General features: G+C 31.6%; 16 protein-coding genes and 1 riboswitch. Of the genes, 5 read left to right on the forward strand and 11 right to left on the reverse strand.

Features of this window, described 5'->3' with window-relative positions; translation table 11 throughout:
* Positions 1–110: 110 nt before the first annotated feature.
* The 3 genes from AB1J10_RS08330 to AB1J10_RS08340 form a co-directional block, all read right to left on the reverse strand.
* Positions 111–770 (reverse strand): potassium channel family protein, encoded by a 660-nt coding sequence (locus AB1J10_RS08330; RefSeq protein ID WP_369003094.1) that lies wholly within the window; start codon positions 768–770, stop codon positions 111–113.
* Positions 771–859: 89 nt separating this feature from the next.
* Positions 860–1,876, reverse strand: a complete 1,017-nt coding sequence (locus tag AB1J10_RS08335; RefSeq protein ID WP_070038289.1) for a cytochrome d ubiquinol oxidase subunit II — start codon at positions 1,874–1,876, stop codon at positions 860–862.
* Entirely contained in the window at positions 1,876–3,228 is a 1,353-nt protein-coding gene (locus tag AB1J10_RS08340; protein ID WP_064209106.1) for a cytochrome ubiquinol oxidase subunit I, read from the reverse strand. The genes AB1J10_RS08335 and AB1J10_RS08340 overlap by 1 nt, the downstream gene beginning before the upstream one ends.
* Before the next feature lie 200 nt (positions 3,229–3,428).
* Here AB1J10_RS08340 and AB1J10_RS08345 point away from each other — a divergent pair, with 200 nt between their 5' ends.
* The gene (locus AB1J10_RS08345; protein WP_070038015.1) at positions 3,429–3,668 is read left to right on the forward strand and encodes a glutaredoxin family protein; all 240 of its coding nucleotides are present in this window, start codon (positions 3,429–3,431) and stop codon (positions 3,666–3,668) included.
* A 226-nt stretch (positions 3,669–3,894) separates the two neighbouring features.
* On the opposite strand, the gene ptsP is transcribed toward AB1J10_RS08345, so the two are convergent.
* From ptsP to auxA, 5 genes are all read right to left on the reverse strand, one after another.
* A complete protein-coding gene (ptsP, locus tag AB1J10_RS08350) occupies positions 3,895–5,610 on the reverse strand; it encodes a phosphoenolpyruvate--protein phosphotransferase (RefSeq protein WP_070038019.1) in 1,716 nt (571 codons plus the stop codon).
* Position 5,611: 1 nt separating this feature from the next.
* Positions 5,612–5,878 carry a phosphocarrier protein HPr gene (locus AB1J10_RS08355; protein WP_019467646.1) on the reverse strand — a complete coding sequence of 89 codons (267 nt, stop codon included), beginning with the start codon at positions 5,876–5,878 and terminating at the stop codon, positions 5,612–5,614.
* 165 nt (positions 5,879–6,043) lie between these two features.
* Positions 6,044–6,586, reverse strand: a complete 543-nt coding sequence (locus tag AB1J10_RS08360; protein ID WP_046207883.1) for a DUF697 domain-containing protein — start codon at positions 6,584–6,586, stop codon at positions 6,044–6,046.
* 58 nt (positions 6,587–6,644) lie between these two features.
* Positions 6,645–7,814 carry a class I SAM-dependent rRNA methyltransferase gene (locus AB1J10_RS08365; RefSeq protein WP_064209109.1) on the reverse strand — a complete coding sequence of 390 codons (1,170 nt, stop codon included), beginning with the start codon at positions 7,812–7,814 and terminating at the stop codon, positions 6,645–6,647.
* Between the two features lie 210 nt (positions 7,815–8,024).
* Positions 8,025–9,326: a lipoteichoic acid stability factor AuxA gene (gene auxA / locus AB1J10_RS08370; RefSeq protein ID WP_070038023.1), complete on the reverse strand. Its 1,302-nt coding sequence runs from the start codon at positions 9,324–9,326 to the stop codon at positions 8,025–8,027.
* A 237-nt stretch (positions 9,327–9,563) separates the two neighbouring features.
* On the opposite strand from auxA, the gene graF reads away from it, so the two are divergent.
* The 4 genes from graF to AB1J10_RS08390 all read left to right on the forward strand — a co-directional run bounded on the left by graF (position 9,564) and on the right by AB1J10_RS08390 (position 13,253).
* A complete protein-coding gene (gene graF, locus AB1J10_RS08375; protein WP_196296357.1) occupies positions 9,564–9,698 on the forward strand; it encodes a glycopeptide resistance-associated protein GraF in 135 nt (44 codons plus the stop codon).
* 569 nt (positions 9,699–10,267) lie between these two features.
* Positions 10,268–10,369, forward strand: a riboswitch (TPP riboswitch).
* A gap of 75 nt (positions 10,370–10,444) precedes the next feature.
* On the forward strand, positions 10,445–11,020 hold the full coding sequence (locus tag AB1J10_RS08380; RefSeq protein WP_046207886.1) for an ECF transporter S component: 576 nt from the start codon (positions 10,445–10,447) through the stop codon (positions 11,018–11,020).
* Between the two features lie 12 nt (positions 11,021–11,032).
* Positions 11,033–12,454 (forward strand): ABC transporter ATP-binding protein, encoded by a 1,422-nt coding sequence (locus AB1J10_RS08385; RefSeq protein WP_046207887.1) that lies wholly within the window; start codon positions 11,033–11,035, stop codon positions 12,452–12,454.
* The gene (locus AB1J10_RS08390) at positions 12,447–13,253 is read left to right on the forward strand and encodes an energy-coupling factor transporter transmembrane component T family protein (RefSeq protein ID WP_046207888.1); all 807 of its coding nucleotides are present in this window, start codon (positions 12,447–12,449) and stop codon (positions 13,251–13,253) included. The genes AB1J10_RS08385 and AB1J10_RS08390 overlap by 8 nt, the downstream gene beginning before the upstream one ends.
* A 205-nt stretch (positions 13,254–13,458) precedes the next feature.
* Here the strand turns inward: AB1J10_RS08390 and purD are convergent, their stop codons facing one another.
* Genes purD through purN form a run of 3 tightly spaced genes read right to left on the reverse strand, consistent with a single transcriptional unit; the run spans position 13,459 to position 16,786 of the window.
* The gene (gene purD / locus AB1J10_RS08395; RefSeq protein WP_046207889.1) at positions 13,459–14,703 is read right to left on the reverse strand and encodes a phosphoribosylamine--glycine ligase; all 1,245 of its coding nucleotides are present in this window, start codon (positions 14,701–14,703) and stop codon (positions 13,459–13,461) included.
* A 22-nt stretch (positions 14,704–14,725) separates the two neighbouring features.
* A complete protein-coding gene (gene purH / locus AB1J10_RS08400; RefSeq protein ID WP_070038026.1) occupies positions 14,726–16,204 on the reverse strand; it encodes a bifunctional phosphoribosylaminoimidazolecarboxamide formyltransferase/IMP cyclohydrolase in 1,479 nt (492 codons plus the stop codon).
* 15 nt (positions 16,205–16,219) lie between these two features.
* Positions 16,220–16,786 carry a phosphoribosylglycinamide formyltransferase gene (purN, locus tag AB1J10_RS08405; RefSeq protein ID WP_070038029.1) on the reverse strand — a complete coding sequence of 189 codons (567 nt, stop codon included), beginning with the start codon at positions 16,784–16,786 and terminating at the stop codon, positions 16,220–16,222.
* Between the last annotated feature and the right edge of the window lies 1 nt (position 16,787).

The following is a 16,787-nucleotide window of genomic DNA, read 5'->3' on the forward strand; positions in this document are numbered from 1 at the left end:
TCACAAATATCAAAATCCCTTAAAGAATACACTTTACACAAAAAAGAAGAGTGTGGGACATCACTCACTGTTCTGTTCCACCTCTTCTACGTTAGTTCATATATTAATTTTTATCTTACTATCTTTTTTTCAAATCGGTTTAAGTCATTATCATGACCAATCATAATTAAAATATCCCCAATTTCAATATTTATGTTTGGGTCTGGAGATACGATAATGTCTCTACCTCTTTTAATGGCAATAATACTTATACCATATTGCGCTCTAATATCTAATTCTATAATGGTTTGTCCTGCCATTTTTTCACTAACTTTAATTTCTACTATTGAGTGTTCATCTGCTAGTTCTAAATAATCTAAAACACTAGCACTAGCTACATTATGTGCAATTCTCCTACCCATATCTCTTTCAGGATGAACAACGGTATCTGCACCAATTTTATTTAAAATTTTTGCATGATAATCATTTTGAGCTTTTGCCGTTACTTTCTTAACACCTAACTCTTTTAAAATTAAAGTCGTTAACGTACTCGATTGAATATTTTCACCAATTGCAACAATTACGTGATCAAAATTTCTAATGCCTAAACTTTTCATCACAGCTTCGTCAGTTGTGTCAGCAATTACCGCATGTGTGGCAATATCACTATATTCATTCACACGCGCTTCATCCATATCAATCGCCATAACATCCATATCTAAAGCATTTAATTCTCTAACAATACTACCGCCAAAACGACCTAAACCTATAACCACATATTCTTTATCCATATGCGTCCTCCAAAAATAAGATAATTGAAATATATCAAATATCCGTAGCTTAAACAATAAACATCGCTACTATATTTAAGTATATTCGTCTATTTTTTACCTTCAACATATTTTTTATCAAAAACAAATAATTTCAATAATAATATTAGCGATGGAATTAGTAAAAGTAAACCTAAAATAAATGCGATGATTAAAGCAATAGCCATGCCACTATTCACAACATGTTCATCTATACGAATATATGGATATAAAATGTATGGTAACTTACTTACACCATAACCGAAGAACGCAAAAGCCATTTGTAAAATAACTAAGACAAATGCAAAACCATGCCATTTTTTCATCAATGTGAGTAACATTGTACCAGCAAAACATAAAAAGCTGAGTGCAAACATCCACCAATAATCAAATACCGCTGTATAGAAATGCGTTTCATTTTGCAATCTTAACGATAAGAATACAAATAATGAAATAGCGATCATTGGTGGTCCCCAAAATAAGAACCAGTATCTTAATAAATCATAAGCTGGTTTATCATTCGCTTTAGAAGCATAATAAGTTAAAAATCCAGATGAAATATAAAGTACAGATATGATTGCAAGAAATACAACTGACCATGAATATGGACTTAACAATAATTCAAACCAATTTAAATCTAAATGGTTGCTTGAACCGGTAATATAACCACCCTCAGAAATCGTTAATGTAGTGGCTAATGCAGCTGGTATGAATAATCCTGCTAAACCATAAAGTGCAAGCCATGGTAGCTTTGTGTCTGGTCCATAGTTTTCAAAAGCATAAAAGCCACCTCTTATGGACAACAATATCAACGCAATTGATGCTGGTAAGAGCAATACTGTGCCAAAATACATCGCGGAATCTGGGAAAAACCCTACCATTCCTACAAAGAAGAATACGAAGAAAACATTCGTAACTTCCCAAACTGGATTAAGGTAACGTGCAATCAAATGGTTTATTTTTTTATCTTGTTTTGTCAATTTAGCATGTAACGTAAAGAAACCAGCACCAAAATCAATTGATGCAACAATAATATAACAAAATAAGAATATCCATAGTACTGTGATACCTATATATGCGAATATCATCATGCATCACCTCTTTCCGATGAAGTTACTTCAAATTCTTTATATGCTGGTTTATTTTTAAACATCCTTATTAGTACATAAGAAGAAGTAACAATCAATATTAAATATAATATACCAAATAATATTGTTACGAACGTTAAACCACCTGCTTGAGTGGCAGCTTCAGCCACTTTTAGATAACCACGCACAATCCAAGGTTGACGACCTTGTTCCGTTAAGAACCAACCAAATTCTATTGCCAACATCGCTGCAGGTCCAGTTAATAAAGCGCCATATAGCATTGGTTTGGAATAAGTGAATTTCCGTAATTTTTTAAAGCATAATGTTAGTACAAAAGCAGCTGAAACAATTAAACAGAACACGCCCATCGACACCATTAAGTCGAAATAATAATGGACAATCATCGGTGGATGTAGTTCTTTTGGAAATTCATCCAAGCCTTTCACCTTAGTATTAACATTATTATCAGCCAAGAAGCTAAGTAGACTCGGAATTTTAATTGCACCAGTTACTTCTTGTGTTTCTTCATTTAAAGAACCAAAAAGCACTAAATCAGCATTGGATTCCGTATCAAAATGCCATTCATACGCAGCTAATTTTTCTGGTTGTTCTTGATGTAAAAATTTTGCAGATAAATCTCCTGCCAACATAGAACCTAACGTAAAGACAACGCCAAGTATCATTGTTAATTTTAAAGCTTTTTTATGATATTCTGCATCTTTTTTAAACTTATTTTTCACTAATTTGAATGCAGCAATGGCAGCTAGTACAAAAGCCATCGTCATAAAAGCAGTCGTTACAACGTGAAAAGATCTTATTAAAAATGAGTCGTTAAACATTGCTACCCAAGGTTCAACATTTATCATTTTACCATTTTTAATTTCAAAACCAGCCGGTGTATTCATAAATGAATTAACCGCTGTAATAAAGAAGGCAGAGAAAGAACCTCCAATAATCACTGGTATACTAATTAAAAAATGCGTCCATTTACCCTTAAATCTATCCCATGTATATAAGTATATACTTAAGAAAATCGCTTCAAAGAAAAATGCAAATGTTTCCATAAATAATGGTAATGCAATCACATGACCACCCATTTGCATAAATGTTGGCCATAGTAATGACAGTTGTAAACCTATAATCGTACCTGTTACAACCCCCACTGCCACAGTAATCGTATAACCTTTAGACCATCTTTTGGCTAACGTTATATAATGGGGATCATTCTTTTTAATCCCTAAAAACTCAGCAACTGCAAACATCAATGGTACACCTACACCTATTGTTGCAAATATGATATGCACTGCAAGTGTCATTGCAGTTAGAAAACGAGCTAATTCAACTGAATCCATAATATCACCTTTTTAATTTATTTGTGACAAAAATCACAACGTCCATTCATTATAAACCCAATGGCTATGTTTTAAAATTAGTTAAACTCAGAATTAAGTGACAAATTAATGACCAATTACATGTAATTTTATAGCTTGAATTATAATTAAAAGTCACTTACTATTAAAGAAAATGACTTTGTAGAAAGGATTGATGCTGAATGACTGATATCATCATTTACACACAAAATGATTGTCCTCCTTGCACCTTTATAAAAAACTATTTAACTGATAAAGGTTTTAAATATATAGAAAAAAACATTGCTAATCAGCAATATCGAAATGAAATGATTGATTATGATGCATTTGCAACACCCTTTATATTATTGAATGGTGAACCAATGTACCAAGTTGATATGGATAAAATTAACCACGTTTTAAATATTGAAACAACGCATTAAATTTTACAACTCTATAAAATAACCTAAATCAACTAGGCTAATAAAGCAATTTATCACTTTAGTTGTTTTAACTAACCATAACCTAATTTCAGCTATATTAAACAAAATGAGCAAGTAGATAGATGCTCCTTATCCACTGTTATATGTATATCTGCTTAGTATTAAAATAAATCGCAATATAACTAAAAAACTGGTAATCCATTATATAATGAATTACCAGCTTTTTTTATTTCGTATAATTACTTACTAAATCTTGTACTTCTTCAGAAGTAGCACAGTTAATCGCTTTTTGCGCTAACTCTTCCATCTCATTTTTACTTAATCCTTTAATTTGACGACGTGCTTTAAGAATTGATGTAGCACTCATAGAGAATTCATCTAATCCTAGGCCCAATAGTAATGGAATAGCAATTTCATCTCCGGCCATTTCTCCACACATTCCAGTCCATTTGCCTTCTTTATGAGAAGCATCAATCACTTGTTGTACTAAACGTAAAATTGCTGGATTGTATGGTTGATACAAGTAAGATACTCGCTCTGACATACGATCTGCGGCCATTGTATATTGAATTAAATCATTCGTTCCGATGCTGAAGAAATCTACTTCTTTAGCAAAAACATCTGCTAATGCTGCAGTTGAAGGAATTTCTACCATGATACCAACTTCTATATCATCAGATACTTCAATACCTTCATTTGTTAAATTTTCTTTTTCCTCTAATAACAATGCTTTCGCATCACGGAATTCTTTAATTGTCGCTACCATTGGGAACATAATATTTAATTTCCCATAAGCTGACGCACGTAATAAAGCACGCAATTGCGGTCTGAAAATGTCAGGTTGATCTAAACATAAACGAATCGCACGGTATCCTAAGAATGGATTCATTTCTTCTGGTAAATTTAAATATGGGAGTTCCTTATCTCCACCAATATCTAAAGTACGAACAACAACGCGTTTATCTTCCATTGTTTCAAGTACTTTTTTATAAGCTTCAAATTGTTCATCTTCAGTCGGCATTTCGTCTCTACCCATATATAAAAATTCAGTACGATATAATCCGACACCTTCAGCGCCATTTTCAATTACACCTTTCAAATCATTTGGTGTACCGATATTAGCAGCGAGTTCAGCATGAGCACCATCAACAGTTGTTGTTTCTTCATCGCGTAATTTTTGAAGTTCCTTTTTATCTTCAAAGAAACGTTCACGCTTGTTTTGATATGCAATGACTTCGTCTTCTGTAGGATCAATAATCACTTCGCCAGTTAAACCATCAACAATAATCATATCACCTTGTTTAACTTCTTGCGTGATTGATTTCGTTCCTACTACTGCAGCAATTTCAAGTGAGCGACTCATAATTGCTGAGTGAGAAGTTCTACCTCCAATATTTGTAACAAAACCTTGTACAAATTCCTTGTTTAATTGAGCAGTATCAGAAGGTGTTAAATCATTACCTATAATAACAACGCTTTCATCAATCATACTAGGATTTGGTAATTCCACACCCAATATATGTGCTAAAACGCGTTTTGACACATCACGAATATCTGCAGCGCGCTCTTTCATGTATTCATTATCCATCGCTTCAAAAATAGTAATGAATTGTCCAGTTACATCAGAAAGCGCAGTTGGTGCGTTAACTTGTTCATTTTTTATTTTATCTTCAATCGGTTGAATTAACTCTGGATCATCTAAGACTAGTAAATGTGCATCAAAAATAGCGGCTTTATCAGCACCAAGATTTTTTTCAGCATTATTTCTAATTTTTGTTAATTCAACTTTAGATGTTTCAATAGCATTTTGAAACTTAGCAATTTCTGCGTCGACATCTCGAATCTTCTCACTATCGTATGAAAGATCAGGTTCAACTAATAAATATGCTTTAGCAATTGCTACACCATCTGAAGCAGCAATGCCATTAATATAATTAGACATATTATTTAGTTAATCCTTCTTTAGATAAGATATCAGTAATCGCTTCCATTGCATCTGTTTCATCGCTACCATCAGCATAGATTGTAATTTCAGCATCTTTACCTACACCTAAACTCATAACACCCATGATTGATTTCAAGTTAACTTTTTTACCGTTATATTCTAATTGAATATCTGAATCAAATTTTGATGCAGTTTGAACAAGCATTGTAGCTGGACGTGCATGAATACCTGTTTCGTCAATAATTACATATGATTTTTGTTCCATAATATGATGTCTCCTTCGTATAGTTAGAATCGTTAGTTTATTATAAAACCTAGCATAGTTTTATATAATAACATTACCAAATTATACATATAAATTCAATTCGTTGCACCCATGATATGACAATATTCAATGAATATTGTTACTTTTTATGAAAACGCTCCACCATTACATTAAAGATTTAACAACCTTTTCACATTTTTCAATATGATCATCACCGATTTTTTTCATAAAGTAATAACTGATTGAAGCCGAAATAGCTTGCCCTACAAGTGGGAACCATTTTGTTTGTTTAGCAGCCATACGTTTTGCAACATCTCTAATAACGACTTTTAATATGGCATTAGATACTTTTCTACCTATAAATTGACTCCCCTGTATTGCAGCAGCTGTAAAAATACGTTCTTTTACATCTTCTCTCATTGAATTTACTTGTTTGTGATCTAAACCATAGATTTTATTAACGTCTTCTATAATATCTCTCATTAGCTTGATATCGACACCAAAGTCAAGGCCTGGTATTGGTACAATACTAACACTTGAAGATAACATTGATTTTTTTCTCACTATAGCTTGAGCGCGTTGACGACGTTCATCTAATTCTATGTTAGTCGTTGGTATATCGCTTTTATTTTTTATATCTTCAATATTTAAAACTTTATTTCCGACTTTCTGTGTTACATTATTAGTTATTTTATTTTTAAAACTCATGATATTCACTCCTTGGTAAAATCTTGTACTGTAAAAATATTACCCTCTTTCACAGAAATTACTGTATATTTACAAAAATAGCCTTCAAATATTTTGATGGTTTATAGTGTGGATGTGTTTTAAAATCTTTTGGTAACCCCATTACCTCTGATAGTTCAAAATCAACTTCTGCATTATTCAATGTATCTTTAATCATTTTTTTAAATGCTTTTAATGAAAATGTACTATTATTCGTACACAATAATAAAGTTCCATTTGGCGAAAGTACTTCCAAAGCACCTAGTATTAATTTATCGTAATCTTTCAATACTGAAAATGTTTTTTTCTTATTTCTTGCAAAACTAGGTGGATCAATAACGATTGTGTCATAAAGTAAATCATGACGGCGCGCATAATTAAAATAATCAAAGGTATCCATTACAAATATATATTGTGTCTTTGGATCAATTGCATTTAAGCCAAAATTTTCTTCTGTTAATGTGCGTGATCTGTTAGCTAAATCAACGCTAGTAGTGACTTTGGCCTTTTCTGCTGAGACAACTGAAAAAGCACCAGTATAACTAAACACATTTAACAAATACCTATCCTCAGCAAAATGATCTCTTAATTTCTTTCGTACTTCTTTTTGATCCAAGAAAATACCTGTCATAGGACCATCATTTAAATCCACATTATAAAATGTGAAATTTTCTTCGATTATAATAGGAAATTCTGGTGCTTCCCCATCAACAAACCCTCCAGCTATTTGGGCATCTTTAAATCTCATTTTTTCAAACACAGATTTGTATTCTAAGGTATTTTTTAATGCATTTAAAATTTGATAACGGTATTTATAAATACCTTTAGAATACCATTGTATTAAAAAGTGTCCGTTATAATTATCAATAGTTAGACCACCTACACCATCACCTTCACCATTAAATATTCTAAAAGCATTAGTACCTTCAATATTATAAAAATACGCTCTTTCTTGTATTGCGATTTCAAAAAGTCTCTCAAAAAATTGAGTATTAATCACTTCATTTTCATCATAGCTCAATACCCATCCAAGTCCTTTATGTTGCCTTCCGACGTACGCAGTTGCAATATAGGTTTGTTCATCATTTACTAACGAGAATAAATCGCCCTCTTTTAAATGATCATGCGCATACACGTCATCATCATCGATTAATGGATATCCATTTAGATATTTCGTTTCTTTACCTTTATTTAATACGGCAGTTTTCATAATTATATGTCAGCCTTTCTTCTAATTTTATAATTTATGCTTTCTTATTCTATCATCTCAAGAAATATCGTAACATCATTTATCTATAATTGAATGATTTCTCAATTCAAACATTGTATTATTGTTTTTTATCTTTTGTGTTATTTCAATCATGAATCAAAAAGGACTGGCATTTAGCAATAGCCAGTCCTTTAAAAGTTTATTTACTTGTTAATCTTTTGAAGGTTCACGCAATTTAATAATAAATGATACAATTACTGCGATTAGCATCACAAACAATATTGGCGTAATGAAAATTGACAATAATAGGCCATGAACCATAATATTCATAAATTCCGTTAACAATTTGAAAAATAATATACTAACCATAAACAACTGCAGATAATAGAATTTATCTCTCAAGAAGTTCGTTAATGTCGTTAATATATAAGCAATAATAATCAGCATTAGTAATAATAAGGTAATCCATTCAATCACATATTGTGTTTGAGAAATTTCCCAATTACCTGAAACAAATAAAGCATTTCTATTATTAAATTCTATAATTGTAAAGAATAATAATACAACACCACAAAATATTTCTACATAAGCTGACTTAACCCATTTTGGAATTTTCATCCAATTTGGAATATCATCCTCTTGTATATCAATAATATTCTTCCATTTTTCGATAAATTTGTCTTTTTTATCTCTTAATTTTTGAATATCAACACTTCTACGTGTTTTCCGAGTAAACTCAGTTGTCTTATCTTGTAAACTTTTCAAATGCTCTTTCGTTTGGTTTGTAACTGTACCTTTGCTTGTTCTAGATAATTCAGGTTCTTCTTCACCTAATTCTTGTTTTGTTAAAGGAAGTGCCCTTCTTAAAAACAAGAAATTCCAAATTGACATTTGACCTAGTAACCACATTAATAAAAAGAATGTATTTACACTCAAAATATCAATAGGAATAATTTCGTCGCTATCTATTCTTCCATATAATACGATTTGCGTAATTAAATAACTTATCCCATAACTGAAAATAATTAATAAATAATGATATTTTCTGTGATCTGGATTTAGTTCATCTTTATATACAATATACCCAATATGAACTACAAATGGGATAATAAAAATGATAGCAAAGAAGCTATAAACTTGTGTCATTAAAATAAGTGTTATAATGAAGAACAGTATACCTATCACTAAGAAGAAGATTGAAACATCATAATCATATCTTGTTGTTCTTAATAGCGTGAATCCGAGTAAGATGACCGCAATACCAAATAAAATAATTAATACTGCACTTATAACAGGGAAATTCCCTATATAATTACTCATGACTCTTATGATTTCTGCAAAAAATGCATTTATAAAATCCCAAACATTATGAATATGTAATTCAATTTTACCTTTATCCTTTAAGTCATGGACCATAGATAAATTTATTAAAATGATGAGACCTGTGAAGAGCGAAACGATGCCTATTATATAACTATATAATATCTCAGCGTGTTTCTTTAAAAAAGACATACCATTCACCTCAAAGTTATTATATATTAACATTTAGTTCTTGTCTTTAATAAATCAATAAATAAGTCTATAGTATGATAGAAAATAGTTGTACAGTCAAGTTTCCACCAAACATAATCGATTAAACAAATATTTCAAATTTAACGTAATATACAGTTAGATCTTTGTGGTTTAGTTTCCAAATAAAGTGGTATATTGAAAACATAAGTCATTTGAATATTGAAGGAGTGTTTAACTATGAGTAAAGAAGAATTAAATAAAAAAGCAGCTGAAAAAGCAAAAGAAGCTGAAGATAAATTGAAAGATAAAAAAGAATCTGCTGAAGATAGTACTGAAGAAACGAAAAAAAATATTCAAGATACTTTAGATTAAACTAAATGTGCTTGATTTCTATATGAACATTATAATTTAAATTAAAAGTGAACAATAGCATTTAATTTTTGTTCATACTATCAAGGTTAATATTAAAAAATCTGAAACATCAATCTCATAATTAGTCTAAAGGACTAAAACCACTTTTACATGGTTTTAGTCCTTTATTTAATATCATGTCATTTGATTTTCATACTTCTTACTCAAAATATGATTCGAGACTATACTCTGACACACATATGAATAAATGGATGAAGCACACAACAACATCTTAACAATGATATATTTGGACAATAATTAAAAACACTTTCTTATAAATTACACTACATCATGTATTTATTGTGATATGTAACTGAACTTGACAATTCCCTTTTTCATTAAAAACGATGAATTAAACAAACTTAAATTAACAAAACCACACTGCCACATCACCCAATGCACTATACAAAAAGTCTTTATTTAACCTTATGTTATGTGCTGTGATTGAAGTCATAAATATCAAATTCAACGTTAATACACCTTGACATAACTAATTAAAAGTCATACATTATAGTTAAAATTAAATTTAATATTCGCACTAGGGGTGTTTAGTGACTGAGATGAGGTATACCCTCAAACCCTTTGAACCTGATCTAGATTAAACTAGCGTAGGAAAGTGTATCGTGATATGTTTTTCGGTATCCGTATGCCTATATTTAACGCGCAACTTCTAGATGGTTGTGCGTTTTTTTATTGGAGGAGAATTTATGTCAAAAGGTTTAAAACTATCAGAAATTTTAGTAACCGTACTTATAGCTGTTGTGTTTGCTATCGTCTATAATATTTGGACTTTAGTATATAAGGCAGTGCAAGTTTCTGGTCTTCATATTGAAGAACTAACATATGGTGCATGGTTTATGGCTGCGATTGTTGCATATTTGATTATACCAAAAGCTGGTATTGCGATTTTAGCTGAATTTGCTGCTGGTGCAGGTGAAACAATTGTCATGGGAAGATTTGATATTCCAACAATGGTCTATGCATTACTTCAAGGATTAGCATGTGAGATTATTTTCGCTATTTTTAGATATAAATCACGTTCAGCAATGGTAGCTATGTTAGCAGGATTTTTAGCATCTGTTGCGACACTTCCTCTTGATTTTGCTTATGGTTATTTAGGAGAAATTGCAGGATGGAACTTAACACTTTATATCGTATTTAGATTGATTAGCGGTATTGTTGTGGCTGGATTGTTGTCCTATTATATTGTGAAAATATTAGATCAAACTGGCGTAACCAAATTATTCAGACCTGCAACACAAAAAGATTATGACAATTTATAAGGAGCATAAAAGTTGATAGTCACTGAAAATCTACGTCTTAAATATCCAAATGGACAAAAGAAAATATTCGACAATTTATCACTTGAAATTAAAGATAAAGAGAAGGTGCTTATACTTGGTCCCTCTGGTTCAGGTAAAAGCACGTTATTGAATGTTTTAAGTGGTATCGTACCAAATCTCATTGATTTGCCAATGAAATACGATAAATTAGAGATTGATCAAGATTGTGGTGTTATTTTTCAAGAACCTGATAGCCAATTTTGTATGCCAAAGGTATATGAGGAACTCGCCTTTGTCCTTGAAAATTTACAAACGCCACGACATAAAATGGATGCATTGATTGAATCAGCACTCGAGTCTGTTGATTTAAACGTCAATAAAGACCAATATATCAATAATTTAAGTGGCGGTATGAAACAAAAATTAGCAATTGCAGAAACATTATTACAACAAGCTAATACTTTATTTCTAGATGAACCAACCGCGATGTTAGATGTAACATCAACAGAAGAATTATGGAATAAGATTAAAGCGTTATGGCAAGATCAAACTGTGATTATAGTTGAACATAAAGTAGAACATATATGGCAGCATATCGATCGTGTAATATTATTAAACTATGATGGTGTTATTATTGGTGATGCCTCACCAGCTGACATATTAAACAACTATGAACACCTTTTATCCGAATATGGCGTTTGGCATCCAAAAGCTTGGGATGAAGCACCTTTACCTATAGATTTACAGCAATCTAATATTCAATATGCCAATGAGCATCTATTTCTTTTTGAACAAGGCACTATAAAAAGAAGTAAAAAGACACTTATCGATATACCAAAACTTAATATCACTAGTGGCGAATGGATTACAATCACCGGTACAAATGGCTCAGGCAAGACTTCTTTATTAGAATCGATGATGCAACTTATTAAATATGAAGGCACAATGTCTTTTGATGGCAAAAAGCTTACTAAAATCAAAGAAGCTGCTAAAAATATGTATCTTGTATATCAAAATCCTGAAATTCAATTTATTGCGAATTCAGTTTACAAAGAAATTTTTATACAAAACAAAGCTAATTATCCTTCTATATCAGAAGCTGAAGAAAAAACAATTCAAATGCTTAAAATGTTAAATTTAGAAGATGTTCAATCACAACACCCTTATGAACTGTCAATCGGGCAGAAACGTAGACTGAGTGTAGCTATAGCTTTAAGCTCTACATCAGAATATATTTTATTAGATGAGCCAACATTCGGTTTAGATAGTCATAATACATTTAATTTAATTAAATTATTCCAACAACGCGTTAGAGATGGCCAAACAATTATTATGGTTACACATGATCCTGAAATTATCGCACGCTATCCAACACGTAAATTGTGTGTAAGTCAAAAACAAATTCTAGAGATAGCAGGTGAGCATCATGTTTGAAATGTGGAAAAAACACTACTCTTTCATGGATGATGTGAATATCATTACAAAGTTAGCATTAGCTGTTTTTTTGTTTTTCTTTGTTATATTTGTACATCAATTCGATTTTATGATTTATATTTGTCTATTGATGTTCCTGTTTTTATTAATGTTCAATGGTATAAAATTTAAAATAACATTTGCTTTTATTTTCTTTACTATAACTTTCAGCCTAATTTCAGCTTTATTCATGATTTTTTATGGTGAAGGCACTCATATATTGTTTAAATTAGGATTTATTCAAATTAGTACTGAAAGTTTAGTTAGAGGGCTGCATTTAGCGTTACGTACAACAACCGTTTCATTTTTCGGTATTTTAATTGCTTTCACTTCTGAAATTGTAATGGTCTTTTACAGCCTAATGCAACATTTAAAAGTTAAGCCTAAAGTTGCTTATGCTTTTATGGCTGCTATAAGAATGGTACCATTAATGATTAGCACTTTAGTTCAACTTAGAAAGTCTTTAAAAATGAGATATCAAATTATCTCTCAACAAAATTATAATTTATTTAGTAGAATCAAACATCTTATGATTCCACTTTTAAGCCAAAACATTAGAAAAGCTCATCAACTTGCTGTTGCAATGGAGAAAAAAGGTTTTAAAGATGGTCCGCGCACCTACTATTATCATACACCTTTCTCGTATAAAGACTTTCTATTAATCATCGTTTTTATCATCATTTTGGTTGTTGCTTATTTCTTAGCACTTCACTTACCGATTACAGGTATAAACGATGTTCGTATAAAAAATATATATTAACGATTACCTTATTTTATCCAAAATTCATTACTATCCAATTAAGAAAAGATAAGACAAAAACTAAACCACTTTGTCTTATCTTTTTATATGTCAATTTACATAGATTGATCTGTGAACACATAGCTTTTACGATATACAGTTTCAAAATTTAAAAAGTCGTAATTTCTATACACTTCTAAATAGAAATTACGACTTTTTTTAATATTTATAAATGTTTTATTGCTTTATTACTAATATCTTTTCGATAAAATAGTCCATCGCTTTGAATTTTTTCTGCAGCTTTATAGGCATTTGCTTTAGCACTAGTAATATCATGACCTTCTCCTAATGCTAAGATGACACGACCACCATTGGTGACAAATTTATCCTTATCTCTTTTCAAACCACTGACAAAATAATTACCATTTAAATCAAAACCTGAAACAGTCTTACCTTTTTCGTAATTTCCAGGGTACCCTTTAGAAGCAAGCATTACACCAACGACAGACGAATCTTTCCATTTAAATGCTATTTTCTTTTTAGCCTCTAAATCTAAGATATGTTGCATTAAATCACTTTCCAATCTCGTTAGTAATACTTGTGCTTCAGGGTCGCCAAATCTAGCATTAAATTCTATTACTTTCGGACCATCTGCTGTTAAAATCACACCAATATAAAGGACGCCAAAAAATTCATAACCTTCTTTATACATTGCTTGAGCTATAGGTTGTGCAATGATTTCATTCGTGAGGTTAAGTACTTCCTTATCTATATGAGGTACAGGACAATACGCCCCCATACCACCTGTGTTAGGCCCTTTATCGTCATCATATGCACGTTTATGATCTTGCGCAATACAATCAAATGGCACGGCATAATCACCATTTACAAATGTCATCAATGAGAATTCTTCACCTTCTAAAAATTGCTCAAAGACAACTGTGCCAAGCTCTTGTGGATACAGTGAATGAACCGCTGCTTCAGCTTCACCATAATTCTCAGCTATAATTACACCTTTACCAGCTGCCAAACCATCTTTCTTTAATACGATAGGATACTGGCATGTTTCAATATAATTTAGTGCATCAGATTTGTTTGATATTTCTTTATATTCTGCAGTAGGAATATGATATTTCTGCATTAACTGCTTTGCGAATAATTTTGATCCCTCAATCTGAGCCGCTGCTTGGTTTGGCCCAAACACTTTAATTTGTTTTGCGTTTAATTTATCTGCTAAACCTTCTGTAAGTGGTTGTTCAGGGCCAATAATCACCCACGAAATATCATGCTCAACAGCAAATTCAACAATCTGAGTGTGGTCCGTTTCCGCTATTTCACAATGTACATCTGCAATGTCTGACATTGCGTCATTCCCTGGAATTGCAAAAATTTCATTTACGAGTGAAGATTGTTTTAACTTGTGTGCTAAAATATGTTCTCTTCCGCCTGTGCCAATGACTAGTACTTTCATAAATAATTTTGCCTCCAATATTTTAATGTTTAAAGTGTCTAATGCCAGTCGTTACCATTGCAATGCCATATTTATTAGCCATATCTATTGAATCTTGATCTTTAATTGAACCCCCTGGTTGAATGATCGCTTTAATACCATGTTGCGCAGCTAGTTCTACCGTATCATCCATCGGGAAGAAACCATCTGATACCATTACGACATTATCATTAATTTCAATCGCACGTTCTATTGCAATTTGTGCTGATCCTACCCGATTCATTTGACCGGCACCAATACCGACTGTTTGTTTATCGTTACATAGGATAATCGCATTACTTTTAACAGAGGCAACCACTTTCCAACCAAGCAACATTGCATCCCATTGAGTTTCTGTAGGTGCATTTTCTGTAACGACTTTTAAATCATCACGTTTGATTAATACATTGTCTTTATCTTGTATTAAATATCCACCTGAAACAGATACTATTTCTTGCTCATTATTATCAATTGTCATATCAATTTCTAATAATCTAATATTTTTCTTTTTATTTAAAATCGCTAACGCTTCATCGGAAAATTTCGGTGCAATAATCACTTCCAAGAATATGCTGTGCAGCGTTTCAGCCAAAGTAGCATCAACGGTTCTATTTAAAGCAACGATACCTCCAAAAATGGATTGGCTATCCGCTTCAAATGCACGCTGATAAGCTTCATAAATATTTGTTCCAATACCTACACCACAAGGATTCATATGTTTAACTGCAACTGCAGCAGGTGTTTCAAATTGCTTAACTAAAGATAACGCCGCATCTGCATCTTTAATGTTGTTATAACTCAATTGCTTACCATGCAACTGTTTCGCGCCACCTAACGTATGATTGGCATCAGATGTTCTTACAAATGATGCTTGTTGTTGTGGATTTTCACCATATCTTAAACTTTCTTTATTTTCTTTAAAGAAATCAACAATTGCATTATCATATTGATTCGTATGTTCAAATACTTTAATCATCAATGATTTTCTATAAGATTCATCTAATTGATTTGATTTTAGTTTTTCAATCACTTCATTATAATCTGATGGATGAACAATAGTAGTAACGTGTTTAAAGTTTTTAGCTGCTGCACGTAACATAGTAGGCCCACCAATATCTATATTTTCAATCGCGTCATTTTCTGTAACATCTGGATTGGCAACAGTCTCCTTGAATGGATATAGATTTACAACAACCATGTCTATTAAATCAATTTGCTGTTCTTTTAATTGTTCTAAATGTTCTGGTTTATTACGATCAGCTAAAATACCACCATGAACGGCTGGATGTAATGTCTTGACTCTCCCATCCATAATTTCGTCAAAATGTGTAAGTTCTGATATAGATTTAACTGCAATATTTTCATCGACTAACGTTCGCATCGTACCACCAGTCGAATATAACTCATAACCTAACTGTTGGAGTGATTGTGCAAAAGGGACAATGCCTGTTTTATTAGATACGCTTAAAATTGCCTTTTTCATGTTTATTGGCACCTCTTATTGAATAATTTTTGAAATAACTTCTGGATACAATTCATGTTCAATTGCTTTTATTCTTTCTTCTAATTGTTCTTTCGTATCATCCGGTTTTATTTCACATGTACGTTGTTCTATAATTTCTCCTGTATCCATCCCACTATCTACAAAATGTACTGTTGTGCCTGTGATCTTGTCACCACTATTTAATGCTTGACCAATCGCGTCTTTACCACGATATTTCGGCAATAATGAAGGATGAATATTAATGATACGTTTTTGATAGGCATTTAATATATTTTCACCGATTAATTTCATATAACCAGCTAAAATAATCCATTCAACTTTTTCGGTTGTTAACCATTCAATGATTTTCCGCTCATAATCTGCTTTAGAATCAAAGTTTTTAAGCTCATTAATATGTACATCTAAATGATATTTTCTTGCTCGCTCAATACAATAAGCATTAACCTGATCCGTATATAAAGCAGTCACTTCAATGTTCGGCAAATAACCTGCTTCTATTTGTGACATGATACTTTCAAAGTTACTTCCTGACCCTGAAGCAAAGATAGCAATTTTTGTCACT

This window comes from Staphylococcus cohnii species complex 1663 (assembly GCF_041008415.1).
Classification (GTDB): domain Bacteria; phylum Bacillota; class Bacilli; order Staphylococcales; family Staphylococcaceae; genus Staphylococcus; species Staphylococcus ureilyticus.

What these genes read in the sequence shown, in the direction of transcription:
- AB1J10_RS08360 (WP_046207883.1), bottom strand. Translation starts at nt 6,586, where the DNA reads ATGAGTTTTAAAAATAAAATAACTAATAATGTAACACAGAAAGTCGGA.
- AB1J10_RS08365 (WP_064209109.1), bottom strand. Translation starts at nt 7,814, where the DNA reads ATGAAAACTGCCGTATTAAATAAAGGTAAAGAAACGAAATATCTAAAT.
- ptsP (WP_070038019.1), bottom strand. Translation starts at nt 5,610, where the DNA reads ATGTCTAATTATATTAATGGCATTGCTGCTTCAGATGGTGTAGCAATT.
- AB1J10_RS08355 (WP_019467646.1), bottom strand. Translation starts at nt 5,878, where the DNA reads ATGGAACAAAAATCATATGTAATTATTGACGAAACAGGTATTCATGCA.
- AB1J10_RS08390 (WP_046207888.1), top strand. Translation starts at nt 12,447, where the DNA reads ATGTTTGAAATGTGGAAAAAACACTACTCTTTCATGGATGATGTGAAT.
- AB1J10_RS08380 (WP_046207886.1), top strand. Translation starts at nt 10,445, where the DNA reads ATGTCAAAAGGTTTAAAACTATCAGAAATTTTAGTAACCGTACTTATA.
- AB1J10_RS08330 (WP_369003094.1), bottom strand. Translation starts at nt 770, where the DNA reads ATGGATAAAGAATATGTGGTTATAGGTTTAGGTCGTTTTGGCGGTAGT.
- AB1J10_RS08335 (WP_070038289.1), bottom strand. Translation starts at nt 1,876, where the DNA reads ATGATATTCGCATATATAGGTATCACAGTACTATGGATATTCTTATTT.
- purH (WP_070038026.1), bottom strand. Translation starts at nt 16,204, where the DNA reads ATGAAAAAGGCAATTTTAAGCGTATCTAATAAAACAGGCATTGTCCCT.
- auxA (WP_070038023.1), bottom strand. Translation starts at nt 9,326, where the DNA reads ATGTCTTTTTTAAAGAAACACGCTGAGATATTATATAGTTATATAATA.
- purD (WP_046207889.1), bottom strand. Translation starts at nt 14,703, where the DNA reads ATGAAAGTACTAGTCATTGGCACAGGCGGAAGAGAACATATTTTAGCA.
- graF (WP_196296357.1), top strand. Translation starts at nt 9,564, where the DNA reads ATGAGTAAAGAAGAATTAAATAAAAAAGCAGCTGAAAAAGCAAAAGAA.
- AB1J10_RS08340 (WP_064209106.1), bottom strand. Translation starts at nt 3,228, where the DNA reads ATGGATTCAGTTGAATTAGCTCGTTTTCTAACTGCAATGACACTTGCA.
- AB1J10_RS08345 (WP_070038015.1), top strand. Translation starts at nt 3,429, where the DNA reads ATGACTGATATCATCATTTACACACAAAATGATTGTCCTCCTTGCACC.